Source organism: Furfurilactobacillus sp. WILCCON 0119 (assembly GCF_053471565.1).
In genome coordinates this window covers 64,157-79,695 of record NZ_JBPCCV010000001.1, presented here as the reverse complement: position 1 = coordinate 79,695, position 15,539 = coordinate 64,157, and the positions used below count along the sequence as shown (strand labels likewise).

The 15,539-nt window shown below is 48.9% G+C and carries 12 protein-coding genes, 1 riboswitch and 1 other annotated feature; of the genes, 5 read left to right on the top strand and 7 right to left on the bottom strand.

The annotated features are described in order from the left end of the window. Positions 1–87: 87 nt before the first annotated feature. Entirely contained in the window at positions 88–720 is a 633-nt protein-coding gene (locus ACRYI5_RS00440) for a deoxynucleoside kinase (protein WP_448223856.1), read from the top strand. 56 nt (positions 721–776) lie between these two features. Here the strand turns inward: ACRYI5_RS00440 and pepV are convergent, their stop codons facing one another. Continuing rightward, complete coding sequence (gene pepV / locus ACRYI5_RS00435; protein ID WP_448223855.1) at positions 777–2,192, bottom strand: dipeptidase PepV; 1,416 nt, start codon at positions 2,190–2,192, stop codon at positions 777–779. Positions 2,193–2,323: 131 nt separating this feature from the next. Between pepV and ACRYI5_RS00430 the strand changes: the two genes are divergently transcribed. Beyond that, positions 2,324–3,166, top strand: coding sequence for an NAD(P)H-hydrate dehydratase (locus ACRYI5_RS00430; RefSeq protein ID WP_448223854.1), 843 nt, complete (start codon positions 2,324–2,326; stop codon positions 3,164–3,166). A 75-nt stretch (positions 3,167–3,241) separates the two neighbouring features. On the opposite strand, the gene ACRYI5_RS00425 is transcribed toward ACRYI5_RS00430, so the two are convergent. The 3 genes from ACRYI5_RS00425 to leuS all read right to left on the bottom strand — a co-directional run bounded on the left by ACRYI5_RS00425 (position 3,242) and on the right by leuS (position 9,149). After that, positions 3,242–3,991 carry a pseudouridine synthase gene (locus tag ACRYI5_RS00425; protein WP_448223853.1) on the bottom strand — a complete coding sequence of 250 codons (750 nt, stop codon included), beginning with the start codon at positions 3,989–3,991 and terminating at the stop codon, positions 3,242–3,244. An 18-nt stretch (positions 3,992–4,009) separates the two neighbouring features. Beyond that, positions 4,010–6,424, bottom strand: a complete 2,415-nt coding sequence (locus tag ACRYI5_RS00420; RefSeq protein ID WP_448223852.1) for an oligosaccharide flippase family protein — start codon at positions 6,422–6,424, stop codon at positions 4,010–4,012. A gap of 304 nt (positions 6,425–6,728) precedes the next feature. Further along, positions 6,729–9,149 (bottom strand): leucine--tRNA ligase, encoded by a 2,421-nt coding sequence (gene leuS / locus ACRYI5_RS00415; RefSeq protein WP_448223851.1) that lies wholly within the window; start codon positions 9,147–9,149, stop codon positions 6,729–6,731. A gap of 74 nt (positions 9,150–9,223) precedes the next feature. Further along, positions 9,224–9,441 (bottom strand) — a binding site (T-box leader). A 179-nt stretch (positions 9,442–9,620) separates the two neighbouring features. Between leuS and ACRYI5_RS00410 the strand changes: the two genes are divergently transcribed. Next, positions 9,621–10,211 carry a phosphatase PAP2 family protein gene (locus tag ACRYI5_RS00410; protein WP_448223850.1) on the top strand — a complete coding sequence of 197 codons (591 nt, stop codon included), beginning with the start codon at positions 9,621–9,623 and terminating at the stop codon, positions 10,209–10,211. 12 nt (positions 10,212–10,223) lie between these two features. Then, positions 10,224–10,790: a class I SAM-dependent methyltransferase gene (locus ACRYI5_RS00405; RefSeq protein ID WP_448223849.1), complete on the top strand. Its 567-nt coding sequence runs from the start codon at positions 10,224–10,226 to the stop codon at positions 10,788–10,790. 59 nt (positions 10,791–10,849) lie between these two features. On the opposite strand, the gene ACRYI5_RS00400 is transcribed toward ACRYI5_RS00405, so the two are convergent. Together ACRYI5_RS00400 and metK are read right to left on the bottom strand one after the other, a co-directional pair. Then, entirely contained in the window at positions 10,850–12,337 is a 1,488-nt protein-coding gene (locus ACRYI5_RS00400; protein ID WP_448223848.1) for an MDR family MFS transporter, read from the bottom strand. A gap of 91 nt (positions 12,338–12,428) precedes the next feature. Then, positions 12,429–13,622: a methionine adenosyltransferase gene (metK, locus tag ACRYI5_RS00395; RefSeq protein WP_448223847.1), complete on the bottom strand. Its 1,194-nt coding sequence runs from the start codon at positions 13,620–13,622 to the stop codon at positions 12,429–12,431. Beyond that, positions 13,620–13,729, bottom strand: a riboswitch (SMK box riboswitch). Its footprint overlaps the gene before it by 3 nt. Before the next feature lie 105 nt (positions 13,730–13,834). Here metK and ACRYI5_RS00390 point away from each other — a divergent pair. After that, on the top strand, positions 13,835–14,584 hold the full coding sequence (locus ACRYI5_RS00390) for a hypothetical protein (RefSeq protein WP_448223846.1): 750 nt from the start codon (positions 13,835–13,837) through the stop codon (positions 14,582–14,584). Between the two features lie 388 nt (positions 14,585–14,972). On the opposite strand, the gene ACRYI5_RS00385 is transcribed toward ACRYI5_RS00390, so the two are convergent. Next, positions 14,973–15,527: a DNA-3-methyladenine glycosylase I gene (locus ACRYI5_RS00385; RefSeq protein WP_407880821.1), complete on the bottom strand. Its 555-nt coding sequence runs from the start codon at positions 15,525–15,527 to the stop codon at positions 14,973–14,975. Between the last annotated feature and the right edge of the window lie 12 nt (positions 15,528–15,539).

Here is a 15,539-nt window from a genome sequence, read left to right as displayed (position 1 = left end):
ATAACTTGTCTACAATCAGTCCCCCATCGCCTGCCAAAATGTTGTAAGATGTAACGTAGCATTTAAAACTTTGAACGAGGAGATATTATGGTGATAATTACCGCAGGCATGATTGGGGTTGGGAAAACCACCCTTACAGGTTTAATCGCAGACCACTTAGATACCAAGGCGTTCTTCGAACCCGTTGGTGACAATCCAGTTTTACCCCTTTACTATCGGGATCCTAAACAATATGGTTTCCTGTTGCAAATTTTCTTTTTGAACAAGCGGTTTTCAATGATCAAAAAGGCGTTGGCAGATGATAATAACGTGCTCGATCGTTCCATTTACGAAGATGCTTTGTTCACACGGGAAAATAACAAAGAGGGAAACATTTCTAACACCGAGTTAGAAGTTTATCTGAACCTTCTGGATAACATGATGAACGAATTGCAAGAATTGCCAAAGAAGGCCCCAGATTTGATGGTATATTCTGAGACAGACTTCGAAACGATCCTTTACCGGATCAAAAAGCGTGGTCGAGACTACGAACAATTCGACGATGATCCATCCCTGCGTGATTACTACTACAAGATGTGGTCTGCTTACCGGACATGGTACAGCGAATACGACGCGTCACCAAAAATGAAGATCGACTTACAAAAGTATGATTTAGAAGACCCTAAGAACGTCAAAGAAGTCCTCGCCGACATCGACGACCACTTAGCTGCCATCCGCTAAATTTTACAAAAAAACCGCTTGCCTCAAATGGGCAAGCGGTTTTTTATTGCTGTTAATTAATCTTCTTGGGCAGCCAATTCAGCGATTCCTTGTGCGTAGATCGCTGCTGAACGGTACAAGTCTTCAACAGGAATGCATTCGTTTGGCTGATGCATGGTGTCCGGTGCGCCTGGGAACATGGCCCCAAAGGCAACCCCACGTTTCATCAACCGGCCATACGTCCCACCACCGACAACTTCTTCCTTGGCAGGTAGTCCAGTCTGTTCATGGTACACGTTCAGAAGGGTCTTAACCAACGGATCATCCGCAGAAACGTAGTGTGGCACCATGGCCCGACCAGCAACGGTTGAACCGTGATGCGCTGTTGCGGCCGCCGTCACACCCTCAGTAATTGCTTCAGCAGTTGTGTTCTTAGGGTACCGGAAGTTTAAGGTCACGTCACCCTTGCCGTCAGCATACTTCATGATCCCAATGTTCATGGATAGCGCACCCATGACATCATCCGTAATGGCTAAGTCTAAATGCGTTGCAACGGTATCATCGTGCACATCGTCCATAATAAACGATACGAAGTTTAACGCGCTCCCACTAAACGGTTGGGTGGCTAAAAAGGCCCCCAAATACGTTCCCGCATTGATCCCGTTTTCTGGCCAGGCACCGTGAGACGCCTTACCATCCACGTGAAGGTGCACACCGTCAGCTTCAACACTAGCAGTCCCCTCAACGGGTTGTGCGGCAACGTAGGCTTCAAAGGCTGCAACCAATGTGTCAGCATCTGTACTGTTCACCACGGCATCGGCTTCTGCTGGGACCATGTTATCCCGTTCACCAGATTCAAAACGAACCAACGTATTCACAGCGGATGAATCCTGTTCACCCGCAAACGTTGTGGTTAACGTGATGTTTCCCTTTTCACCATTAATGATGGGGAATTCAGCATCGGGTGAAAAGCCCAATGTTGGTGCGGGTTCCACTTCAAAGTAGCGGGTCATTCCCGTCCAATCAGACTCTTCGTCTGTCCCAACGATAAACCGCACCTTCCGCTTCAACGGTAAGCCCAGTTCGGACACAATTTTCAGTCCGTAGTAAGCTGCCATCCCTGGCCCCTTATCATCGGATGCGCCACGGGCATACAGGAACCCATCATCTTTAATTGTTGGTGTAAACGGATCTGTTTCCCAACCGTTACCAGCCGGCATCACGTCAACGTGGGCCAAGACTGCCAGTGTTTCGTCTGCGTCGGGATCACCCACTTCAACATAGCCCACAACATTATCAATATTCTTAACGCGGAAACCATCACGCTTTGCAATGGCCAAAAATGCGTCTAGCCCTGCTTTTGGGCCGGGGCCCAGTGGGGCATCTTCTGTGGCCTGACTGTCGTCACGGACACTAGGAACCTTTAACATTGTTTCCAGGTCGCTCAAAAACGCGTCCTTTCGTTGATCAACTTCTGCTCGCCAATCTGTCATTAATATCGCTCCATTCTGGATTAAAGACTCCGTTTGTAAATATCATTAACAGTCCATAGTTTACCATATTCATCACTGTGACACCCGCTTGAACCACGTAAATGCTATACTTTGGTGAAGGAGGCGTTGTTATGTCCAGTCAACCCATTACCGAAACCTTACTCCACGAAACGATTACCGCCCGGGCAGCCGATAGCCATAAAGGAACGTACGGCCGGCTTGTTCTTATTGGTGGAAACGCACAGTACGGTGGCGCCATCATCATGGCCACAACCGCCGGAATTTATTCAGGCGCCGGTCTCACTACGACCCTTACTGATCCTATTAACATCACTGCTTTACATACGCGCATGCCCGAAGCAATGGTCGCTGATTTTCACGACCCCACCCAACTTGAACAACTTGTTCACCAGGCAACCAGCATCGTTATTGGCCCTGGCCTTGGCACAGACGCCACCAGTTTAGCCGTGTTAAAACGCGTGTTTGCGACCGTCACACCTGAACAGTCCGTTACCATTGACGGCTCAGCGATTGATTTAATTGCCACCCATGATCTTGCCTTACCAGCCGCAAAATTAATCTTCACACCTCATGAAATGGAATGGCAACGGTTATCAGGCGTCGCCATTTCACAGCAGACACTAGCAAACAACCTAGCCGCGGCCCAGCAACTTGGTGGCATTGTGGTTCTAAAAAAGCACCATACTCAGGTTATTTATCAACAACAAGTCTTTGATAATCCTGGCGGAACCCCAGCCATGGCCACCGGTGGGATGGGTGACACCTTGGCCGGCATGGTCGGCGGGTTCACTGCTCAGTTTGCTGATCAGCTTCACGCGGTGCTGGCCGCCGTGTACATCCACAGTCAAATTGCGGATGATCTGGCCCATAACGCCTACGTGGTGCTCCCCACCCAGATTGCGGAAGAGATTCCGTGGTACATGAAACAATACTCTTTGCCAGCAATTAACTAACACATTGTGATCATTTCCTAACGTAAAAAGATCGCCATTGACAAAAATTCGTCAATGGCGATCTTTTTTAATGGCCTAAACGCGTGTCTTTTCACTTGCGTCTCGTAATGCCATAACCTCATCTTGGCTTAATGCACGATAATGCCCCGGTAGCAAGCCTGCCGTCACATTCAAGGGCCCAAATGACAACCGTGATAGCGTCACCACCCGTTGCCCCAGGCTCCCCACCATCCGTTTGACCTGATGGTACTTGCCTTCTGTTAACGTCAATTGAATCGTCGTCTGGTCTAACGCCACATCATAGTCACCCAACACAAGCTTGGCTGGACGAACGGTGGTCCCGTCCTTTAATGTAACGCCTGCCGCCACTTTGGCCACGTCATCCTTCGATAACGTGCCCGTAATGTGCGCTTCATAAACCTTCTCAACGTGGTGCTTTGGACTCGTTAACCGGTGGCCAAGGTCGCCATCATTTGTGATGAGCAGTGCCCCAGTCGTATCCTTATCCAAACGCCCCACTGGAAACAAATCATCCCGATAATCCGTTGGGTTAAAAAGATCCATCACGGTTTGCGCCGTTTTATCTGTCGTTGCCGTCACGACCGCAACCGGTTTGTTCATTAAAAAGTAGTAATACCGCTGATAATCAATGGCCCCACCGCCAACAGCAACAATGTCAATTGCCGGATCCACCGGTTGCCGTGCCTGTGACGCCACAACACCGTTGACCGTAACATGACCATCACGAATCAACCCGTGGGCTTCACTACGCGTTGCCACCCGCATCTCTTTTAAGTACTTGTCTAAACGTGTTGTCTTCGCCAACTCGTTCCCTCCAGTAACCTACTTAATGTGTAAACGTTGCCGTAAACCGGCCACCCGATCACCAAGCATCTCATCTGCTAACCGTGTTCGTAACGCAAGATAAATGTAAACACCGCCACCTAAAAGCATGGCGATTAGCACTTCAAGAAAGGCTAATGATTTAAACTGCGTATTCATCACGTGGTCCAAGCCCCAAACGGATAACCGCGCCACCACAAAGGTTGCCAACGAGAAGATAATAATCTGGTTCACCTTTTGTAATAGGCCATCGTAATCAATGTCAAAGTGGTGATCCAAATTACGGAAAATCAGGAAACATGATACGCCAAAGCCAGCGGTGGTGGCCAGTAATGGCCCCATTGGTTGTGCCAACGCCACCATTGGAAATTGGAGCACCATCTTCACAATTAAGCCCACAACCATGTACCAAATGACCGCACGGTTTTCATCAACCCCTTGCATCACCGTTGAAAGCACCGTGAACAATCCGAATAAAATGCCCAAGTAGGCCGAAAATTCAAGAATCACAGAACCAGCCAGTGAATACCGATAGAAAACGGTGTACAGAGGCACCGCAATGGCTGCCATGCCAAGTGATGCGGGAATCATGATGAAACTAAACAGTTCCAGCGTAAAGTTAATTTGCTTGCTCGTCCCGGAATTATCCTTTAACGTGTGCGCCTCCGTCAATAACGGAATCGCCGTTGCCGCTAAGGCCGAGGCCAACGAAACCGTGATCATGATGATCTTGTTGGCATTAAAATCAAAGTACGCATACAGCGTATTTTGCGCCGCATAGCTCAAGTTTGACGTAACGTGCATAATTTTAAAGAACGTCATTTGATCAAATAATTGATAAATCGCAATGGCACTTGGCACGATCGTAAACGGAATCGCCTGCCAAATGATCTGCTTCAGCAATTGTGGCGTGGACATGATGATACCTTCTTGCGAGCCCGCGATTTTATTTCTGAAGTAACCACGATAGCGCCACATCTGGTAAGCCAAAACGCCAACGGCAACAATGGCACCTAGTCCGGCTGCAAATGTTGATTGCACAACTGCGTGTGGCCAGTTTTTCGCCGGTGCGTTACCCACTTCCATAATCAAGTAGGCTGTTAACAGCATATAAATGACCCGGACAACTTGTTCAATGAACTGCGAAATCGCACTGGGGGCCATCATGTGATACCCCTGGAACATGCCGCGCATCATGGACAACGTTGGGAAAACAAAGACTGCTAACGTGAGTGAGCGCAAGACCGGAATGACATTCGGATCACCGGTGGTCAATAGCTGTGATGGTGCCAAGATCCACAATAACAAAGCAGCCACGATCCCGGTAATGAGGGAGAGCATCATCCCCCGTTTAAACAACCGGAACCCCACCCCATACTCATTCAGGGCATTATAATGGGCAATCAACTTTGAAATTGCGGCAGGAATCCCCGCCGTCGACACCATTAACACAATAGAGTACACGTTGTACCCTTTTGAAAACAGTGCGTTCGCTTGGTTATAAAACGTTCCAAACCACATAACCCAGGGAATGATGTACAAAGCGCCCAACACCCGTGATGTGATGCTGGCCGCGGTCATCCACCCGGTTCCACGAAGGATCTGCTCTTGGTCAGAAACATTCCCCGCTTCAAACCCCGGTTGTTCAACAATGGCGCCCAGATCTTCATCATGGACCGTTGCCTTTGGAACCGTCCGCAACGGTTCATCTGGTTCAGACAATGTCGATGTCACCGCCTCAACGGGCGCCTCAGTCACCTCTGCTTGAGGGACAACTGGTGACGCCTGCTGGTGCTGCACAGGTTCGGCAGACGTGACCGGTTTGTCACCGTCAGCCTGCTCGTTTCCTGATGTTGGTGTCACCACGGTTGCCGCGCTATCAGCTGGTTTCGCCGCTGACGTTGCCTCATCCACCATGTGTTTTGTCACCGGTGTAATCACCTGCGTCCCGTTCAGCAGATCCTCCAGCGGACGTGGTGCTTCACTGGTGACACTTTGTGGCGTCGCTTGATCGCCATAACCAGCCCATTGGTTGGAAATGACGTGTGGTGTCTTTGCCGCAGACACGGCAGCTGACATCGCTTGGTGGTCATCATGTTCTGCCGTTGACGCCGTCGCAGTTGGCTTATCTGCGGCCGCACTCGCCATTGTCGCAGCTGATTCCGCTTCTTTAGCGGGTTCATTCACAGCCTCTGGAGTTGCCGCAGCCTTATGTTCTTCCGCCTGTTCCTCTGCTAATGACACCGTGTCATTTGCTTCGGATTCAGGTTCAACCGGCGTTTCTTCCGTTTCAGCTGCCTTTGACTCCCCGTATAATCCAAAGCGACCAAACAGTTCCCGTCGTTGTTGACGCCGGCGATACTGCTTTCTAGTCGGTAATTGTTCATCGTTTGTTGTTGACTCTTTTTTAGACATAAACTTCTCAATTCTTTTTTAAATTCGAACGTTGCTCTAAGCTACTAGTGTACCGCGCTTTATTGCTAAAAAAATTCATGTAAATAAGCTTTAGGAAAACACAAGCTTTATCAGTTTACCAGATTCTCGGCCACTTAAGGTCCATAAAAATCAGTGCTTTAATTATACTTGATTTTAAGCAAAAATAACGTGCTTTCGGGAAATTGCCGCACCATTCCGCTAACTAAAATCCCCCACCACTACAGACCAAACAAAAACGGCTAACTTCCCGAACACAGGAAATTAGTCGTTTCATTATCTTACGTTAGTTGGCCACAACGTTGACCAGTTTGCCTGGGACAACGATGGTTTTTCGGATTGTTAATCCAGCTAATGCCTTTTGCATATGCTCATCAGCCATGGCAATGGCTTCAAGGTCATCTTTACTGATGTCCTTATCAACCGTTGCGTGCCCCTTCACTTTTCCATTAACTTGCAAGACAACTTCAACCGTTGCTTCCACAAGTTTGCTTTCATCAAACGTTGGCCATGGTTGGTAACTAATTGTGTCAGAAACATGGAAGTAACTCCACAGTTCTTCAGCAACGTGTGGTACCAACGGCGCTAACATTTTAATGAAGCCTTCCATGTACTCAACTGGAAGCGCGTCCACCTTGTTGGCTTCGTTTACAAAAACCATCATCTGCGAAATCGCGGTGTTAAAGTGCATCCGCTCGTAGTCCTCAGTGACCTTTTTGACCGTTTCGTTGTAAACTTTATCCAGTTTACCGTCATTAATGGTCGTGACCCGGTCACGCAGATGGTTGTTTTCATCGATCATCAACCGCCATACCCGTTGAATCCACTTGTATGACCCGTTAATGCCGTCCTCACTCCATGGCTTCGATTCTTCCAGTGGTCCCATGAACATTTCGTACAGCCGTAAAGTATCGGCCCCGTACTTATCGACGATTTCATCAGGGTTGATCACGTTCCCCTTTGATTTCGACATCTTTTCATGGTTATCACCAAGAATCATGCCCTGGTTAATCAACTTTTGGAAGGGTTCCTTGGTTGGCACGACACCCAGGTCATACAGCACTTTATGCCAGAACCGAGCGTACAACAAGTGAAGCACCGCGTGTTCAGCCCCACCAATGTAGAGGTCAACCGGCAACCAATACTTGAGTTTTTCTGGATCTGCCAACGCTTGATCGTTATGTGGATCAATGTAGCGCAAGAAGTACCATGATGAGCCAGCCCATTGTGGCATGGTGTTGGTATCCCGTTTTCCGTGACGCCCGTTTTCATCAGTAACGTTCACCCAGTCGTCAATGTTTGCCAGTGGACTTTCACCCGTGCCGGAAGGTTCCAATTGATCGGTGTCAGGTAACGTCAATGGCAATTCATTTTCGGGAACCAACGTTGTTTCGCCGTCATCCCAGTGGATAACGGGAATTGGTTCACCCCAGTAACGTTGGCGACTGAAAATCCAGTCCCGAAGCCGGTAGTTCACCTTCTTGGCCCCAACGTGATGTTCAGTGATCCATTCGATGGCTGCCTTAATGGCCGTTGCTTTATCCATGCCGTCCAAAAAGCCAGAATTGATGTGCTTCCCATCGCCTGTGTAAACTTCCTGGCTTAGGTCGCCGCCTTCAATAACTTCCTTCAACGGCAGGTTAAACTTCATTGCAAACTCGTAATCACGAGGATCATGCGCTGGGACTGCCATTACAGCACCCGTTCCGTAAGACGCCAACACATAGTCGGCGATCCAAATTGGTAACCGTTCACCGTTGATTGGGTTGATTCCGTAAGCACCGGTGAACACACCAGTTTTATCCTTATTTAAGTCTGTCCGTTCAAGGTCAGATTTAGATTCGATTTCTTTGTGGTAGGCCAGCACAGCCGCTTTTTGTTCCGGCGTTGTAATTTGGTCGACCAATGGGTGTTCAGGTGCTAAAACAAGGTATGAGACCCCAAAAAGCGTGTCGGCGCGCGTCGTAAACACCTCGATCTTTGTTTCATCGGCGCCATCAACGTCAAAGAAAACACTGGCCCCTTCGGAACGGCCGATCCAGTTACGTTGTTGTTCTTTGATACTTTCAGGCCAATCAAGGTCTTCCAAGTCATCAATTAACCGGTCAGCGTAAGCCGTGATTTTTAGCACCCACTGCCGCATTGGGACCCGGTATACGGGGTAGCCACCACGTTCGGTCTTGCCGTCCACGACCTCTTCGTTAGCGACAACCGTTCCACCCATGAAGTCAGGGGCCCAATTGACCATAATTTCGTCTTCGTAAGCTAAACCACGTTTGTACAGCTGTTCAAAAATCCATTGCGTCCACTTGTAGTAGGCCGGGTCTGTCGTGTTAATTTCCCGATCCCAGTCGTATGAGAACCCTAATGATTTCACCTGACGCCGAAAAACATCAACGTTTTGATCCGTAAAGCCCTTGGGGTTGTGCCCCGTCTTTAGTGCGTACTGTTCTGCGGGCAAACCAAAGGCATCCCAGCCCATTGGGTGGAGCACGTTAAACCCTTGCATCCGCTTCAACCGGCTCATTGCATCCGTTGCTGTGTACCCTTCCGGATGACCAACGTGTAACCCCTGACCAGATGGGTAAGGGAACATATCTAACGCGTAATACTTTGGTTTATCGGCAAAATCAGGTGTTTTAAAGGTCTTATCCTTATCCCAAAATTTTTGCCACTTTTTTTCAATCTCATTATGATCGTACGGCATATTGTGCCTCCTTCATGACATTTCATACAGGTCAAACTGGACAAAAAAAGCCCTACTGGTTGTCTCATCACAACCAATAGGGCGAATCTCTCCGCGGTGCCACCTATCTTTTCACCATTGCTGGTGAACACTTTAGTCATTAACGCTGACAAACGAAGTGGTCTACACACCGCTTAACGCGGGTTCAATCGCTCAGTGAATCCCGGCGAGTTCGTAAACATCAAACCACTGACTCGCACCCCCGTCAGCTCGCTTAAGGTCTGGTCGTTCACTACTGATCCGTCACTGTTAACCTGTTAAAATTATTGTTCATAGCATAGCAAATTCGCGGAGGCTTGGCAAGTCAGGCCAGAAAACATCATGCTATACTAAGAGATAAAACTGGGGGTCATAATTATCTTAATATTTTCTCGTTCCCAATGGCAACGCTGGCGCTGGGCGTTTGCTGGTGGTGGTGCCGTCATTTTCATTTTGTTACTGAGCGGCGTCCTCACAGATGCCCACTGGCTTGCCGAATTCGATCATCAATTAACGCACCTCATCCGCCAACCCGTAACCCCAGAACGGACATGGTTCTTTCAAAGCGTTACCCGCTTGGGCAATCCGCACATTACCTTATTCGTGATGCTCGTCTTCTTTGCCGGATTATGGTGGCGGAAAAAGCGGCTTGGTGGGGCGTTCTTTTTGGTCAACGTGGGGGTCGGCGCCCTCATTATCAATCAAATTGCCAAACAACTTGTCGAGCGGCCCCGGCCAACGCTGTTTCATCTTGTCAGTGCGTCTGGCTATAGTTTCCCCAGTGGTCACGCCATGAACGTGACGCTCATGTACGGGTCCCTCATTCTCCTGTGCAACCTGTATGTGGATCGCCTCGCCCTTCGCCTTGTCTTCGACACCCTGTTGATTCTTGCCATTATCGGTGTGTGTCTCAGTCGGATTTACCTTGGTGTCCATTATCCAAGTGATGTTGCAGCCGGCGTGGGTCTTGCACTCTGCGAATTGTTCTGCGTTCGTTACGCATTCTTTAAAACAACAACGGTTCCTGCAATCAAAATTTGGTAAGGAGATTTGCTCATGCCACTTAATAACGCGCTTTCGTTTAGTCATCAGCTTTTAGAACCCACAATTCAACTGGGTGATACCGTTGTTGACGCCACGGTGGGCCAGGGAAATGATACCCGCTTCTTAGCAGCACGGGTTGGCAAAACAGGCCACGTCCTGGCCTTTGACATTCAGCAAGCCGCGCTGGATGAAACGGCAACCATGCTAACTTTAACCGGATTGCGGCCCCAGGTGGCGCTCATTCACGATGGTCATGAACATCTGGTTGACCACATTAATGACAACACAATAATCAGTGCGGCCATGTTTAACCTCGGTTACCTTCCGGGTGGGGATCATAGTTTGATTACACGCGGGCAAACGACCATCGCGGCCCTTCAAACCTGTTGTGATCATTTACGCCGTGGTGGCCTCATTACCATTGTGGTTTACACTGGCCATCCTGGTGGGCAAACGGAGGCCGATCTTGTCACCGACTTTGTCCGCCACCTACCACAAAGGCAGTTTCAGGTGCTTCACTACGGCTTTATTAACCAGCAGCATCAGCCCCCTTATTTGCTCGCCATTGAAAAACGATAACCACTAAAAATCCGGTTGCCAGGACAATCAATGCGTCCTGATAGCCGGATTTTTTTAACTTATTTTGGATCAGCGACCGTTGCTTTTGGGCGATCAAAAATAATGTTTGCGAGTAATGCCACAACGACTAACCCCAGGGCCACCCAGAAGACGTTGTGCACACCCTGACTCATAATCTGACGGAGCGTCGGCAACAAATGAGCCGGCAAGTCACGCGCTGTCTGTGGATTAATTAGATCATTTAACATCCCCACACTGACATGGGCGTGCGTCTCTGCACCATGCGCTAGTGTTGTATTCATTACGATGCCATACACGGCTAGCATAAACGTTTGCCCCAAACTTCTGGACAGTGTATTGAACGATGTCGCCATGCCGATAATTTTGGGATCGACTAAGTGTTGGGTCGTCACAGAGGTACTGGTGATCGTTAAGCCAAACCCAACACCTAGTTCCGCGGAAATAACTAGGAAGACCCAGAACGCCGGTTGCACGGGGAGAAGAACCAGAACAATCGCCCCAACTAACACAATGGTCGTGCTGATCGACACCACCTGGCGCGGTGTCAGTTTTCCCATAATTTTACCCGCAATAAACGAACCAACGATCCACATGACAGACGATGGTGTGATCGCAAATCCAGCTTCGGACGCCCGCAGCCCCAATAGTCCTTGCGTCCAGGTTGGAATGTACACATCAAAACATACAAGGTAGCCGCTGACCAACGCAGCCGTTAAGTTTTGAATCACAAACGTTCGGTTATTAAACAGCGCTAAATCAATAATTGGATCCTCAGCCCGCCGTTCCTGGTGAATGAAGCCGATGAGCCCCACCGCCGCTAACAAAAAGCTTGTTCCAACAAGCCACCACGAAAGCGGCGCCTCGCCAAGAACCTGAAACCCATACATCAACCCTAATAGCATCAAGGTCAACCACGCGCTCCCCGCCAGATCTAACGGTGCCGTTGGCCGTTCTTGACGCGGTTCGTGGAGGTAAACCATGATCATTAACATGGTCAATAGCCCGATCGGAATGTTAATGAAAAAGACCCAGTGCCAACTCAATTGATCAACGATAAAACCACCAAGTAACGGCGCAACAACGGAAGCAATGCCCCATGCCGCTCCGTTTAACCCGGCCACCTGTGCCCGTTTTTCAAACGGATAAATATCCGCAATGATCGTGAACGAGACCGGCATAATGGTTCCGGCACCAATTCCCTGAATCGCCCGCCAGAAGATCAAGGTCATCATGGAATTCGACAGGCCACTCATCATCGACCCAAAAATGAAGACCGCCAGCCCAAATAAGAAAACGGGCTTTCGCCCAATTCGATCCGAGAGTTTTCCGTAAATTGGCGTTGCCAGTGAATTCGTCAGTAAATAGATGGAGAAGACCCAGTTCATCAGGGTCACTCCGTGTAAATCACCAATAATCGTTGGCATCGCCGTTGACACAATGGTCCCTTCGACTGCCGACATAAACGTTGCAACAAAAATGGCCACCGTTACCAGCGTCACGTTCGTTGTGTTCGTGCGTTTCGCCATAAAATCCTCCTTGATTAAAAAAAGACCCCTGGTAGCTGTAGTCGTCCAGTCTACCGGGGATCGTGGTTCAAATCCAATAATTTAGTTAATGTTAGTGCTTTGCAACGGCTTCTGTTAACGCAGTCACCTTGTCCGTTTGTTCCCACGGCAGGTTCAAGTCAGGCCGGCCAAAGTGGCCGTATGCCGCCGTCTGCTTGTAGATTGGCCGTTGGAGATCCAGCATCTTAATGATGCCGGCAGGTCGAAGATCGAAGACGTCGCGAATCGCAGCAGCCAGCGTTGCCTCACTAACACGCCCTGTTCCAAACGTATCGACAGAAATGGAAACGGGTTGGGCCACCCCAATGGCATAGGCCAACTGAACTTCGACCCGGTGCGCTAACCCAGCAGCCACAATGTTTTTTGCAATGTAACGGGCTGCGTATGAGGCCGAGCGGTCAACCTTAGTGGCATCCTTTCCAGAAAAGGCACCGCCACCATGGCGAGCAAACCCACCATAGGTGTCAACAATGACCTTCCGCCCCGTCAAACCAGCGTCGCCTTGTGGACCACCGATTACAAACCGGCCCGTTGGGTTAATCAGATACTTTGTTTGATCATCCAATAACTTCGCCGGGATCACAGCCTTAACAACTTTTTCGATGATGTCATCATGAATCTGATCCAGCGTGACATCTTCATCATGTTGCGTGGATAACACCACCGTATCAACACGGACCGGTTGGTTGTCATCGTCATATTCCACAGTCACTTGCGCCTTTGCGTCTGGCCGTAAGTAGCTAATGGTTCCATCCTTACGTAGTCGCGCAATCTGGCGCATTAAGGCGTGGCTTAATGCGATTGGTAACGGCATTAACTCCGGTGTTTCGTCAATGGCATAACCAAACATCATCCCTTGATCACCAGCCCCAATTTGGTCCAGTGGATCAACTTCACCATCACGGTGTTCTAGGGCGTCGTCGACCCCCTGGGCAATATCTGGTGATTGTTCATCAATTGCCACTAACACGGCACAAGTGTCGCCATCGAAACCAATGCTAGCATCGTTATAGCCGATGCCTTTAATTGTGTCCCGAACGGTCTTTTGAATGTCAACATACGCAGACGTTGAGATTTCTCCAAAGACCAGCACCAAGCCGGTCGTCACGGACGTTTCACACGCGACCCGTGCGGTTGGATCTTGCGCTAAAATGGCATCCAGAATGGCATCGCTAATTTGATCAGCAATTTTATCTGGGTGGCCCTCTGAAACAGATTCAGATGTAAATAAATGACGCTCTTGCATACTTTAATTTCCCCCATCTTTTTTTCCGGTTACAAGGCCTCTAAGTCGACTAGCAGGCATTCGCGAGCTAGCGGCTTATCCTATCGGGAACGAAACTTATAACTTACATATACTAACACGTTCTAATCATTAAAAAAAGCGACTGCCCGTTGACCAACTCAATAAAGTTGATTAGCATGGGAAGAGATATTATGTTCAGCAAAGGAGTCACCATGCCAACTGAAACACGTTCTTCCCGAACCGTCACAGACTGGTTCACCAACCTGCCCTGGCAATTGACCCTCATTTTTGTCATTGCCCAAAACCTCATCTGGTGGAGTTATCCACTTCACTACGGCCGGATCACTGGCGGCACCTTTCAAGGCAGCCAATTGCTATTACTGGCCTATACAATCACAATTAGTGCGACCAGTTTTTTGATGTTCCAAGCAAACTTTAAATCACTTTGGGCTCACGTTCCCATTTTAGTTAGCCTACTTCTGGCGTTCTCAGGCATCATTCGAGGAAACATCGAAATTTTGGTGATGCTTTTGATGTTTTCCGGCTTCTGGCTCGCCGTCGAAATGCGGTGGTTAAAACTTCAAAACGTTTGGGGATTGATTATTTATGCGATCCTCTCGACGTTTCCCGTTTCCAGCGCCATCTTCTTCTTTCAAAACCAATATTTGTCACCCACGTTTTTACTCAATTTGCTCCCACTGCTTGCCTGCCAAACCTTCTTTACGGTCCCGATTTTTGAAACTGAATCCCGGCGCCGTAACGTAACTGCCCTCATCAGTGGTGTCTTGCTGATCCTCGTCACTTTGTGGTTGCGCCGATCATTGATTGGGGTGTGCGCTATTGGTGTCATTGCAGTAACCTACCTGTTTATGAATAACTTCCCGGCGCTCAAACAGAAATACGTTCCAACTGCCTACATGTTGTTTGAGTTGGTTTGTTATCTGCTCCTCGTTTTTGCCTAATCAAAATGCCTAGTCCCCTCACAACGGGAGCTAGGCATTTTTTGTTTGCTTACATGCTTATTTTGAAAATCATCCATTAATGGTGGTGAACTGCCTTAAACACAAAAAAATCCGCAGACCCGCTCTCTGTTAACTCCACCGCCATTTATGGGAAAATCACCCATTAATGGTGGTGAACTGCCTTAAACGCGAAAAAATCCGCAGACCCACTCTCCGTTAACCCCACCGCCATTTATGGGAAAATCACCCATTAATGGTGGTGAACTGCCTTAAACGCGAAAAAATCCGCAGGTCCGCTCTCTGTTAACCCCACCGCCATTTATGGGAAAATCACCCATTAATGGTGGTGGGGTTAACAGAGGGGGCCTCAACGCAGATTTTTTCGCTCTTAATTTTTGAATTCGCAGTCATTCAGGTGATCATTCACCATGCCTGTTGCCTGCATGTACGCATATGTTGCCACGGGGCCCATAAACTTAAAGCCCCGCTTTTTCAGATCCTTCGCAATCGCCACGGACAGATCCGTTTTTCCCGGAACTGCCGTCATAGTTGGCACATCGTTCATTTGGGTCTGGTTATCCACAAAGGCCCACCAATACGTTGCAAATGATCCAAACGCTGCCTGAATCCGTTGAAACGCCTGCGCATTGTTCACCGTCGCCGCCAGCTTACCCCGGTGCCGAATGATTCGCTCATCCTGCAAAAATGGTTCCCAATCTTCCGGACTCATCTCGGCAACGACAGCAACGTCATAGCCCTTAAAGTCCTCATTAAATGCTGCCCGTTTATTCAACACCGTTTGCCACGACAATCCGGCCTGATACGTTTCCATGCACATCAGTTCAAATAACGCATGATCATCATGCAGTGGTTTCCCCCACTCATGATCGTGATACGCCTGCATCAGTGGTGACGAATCCGCCCAGTCACACCGTGTCACCATTTCAATTTCCTC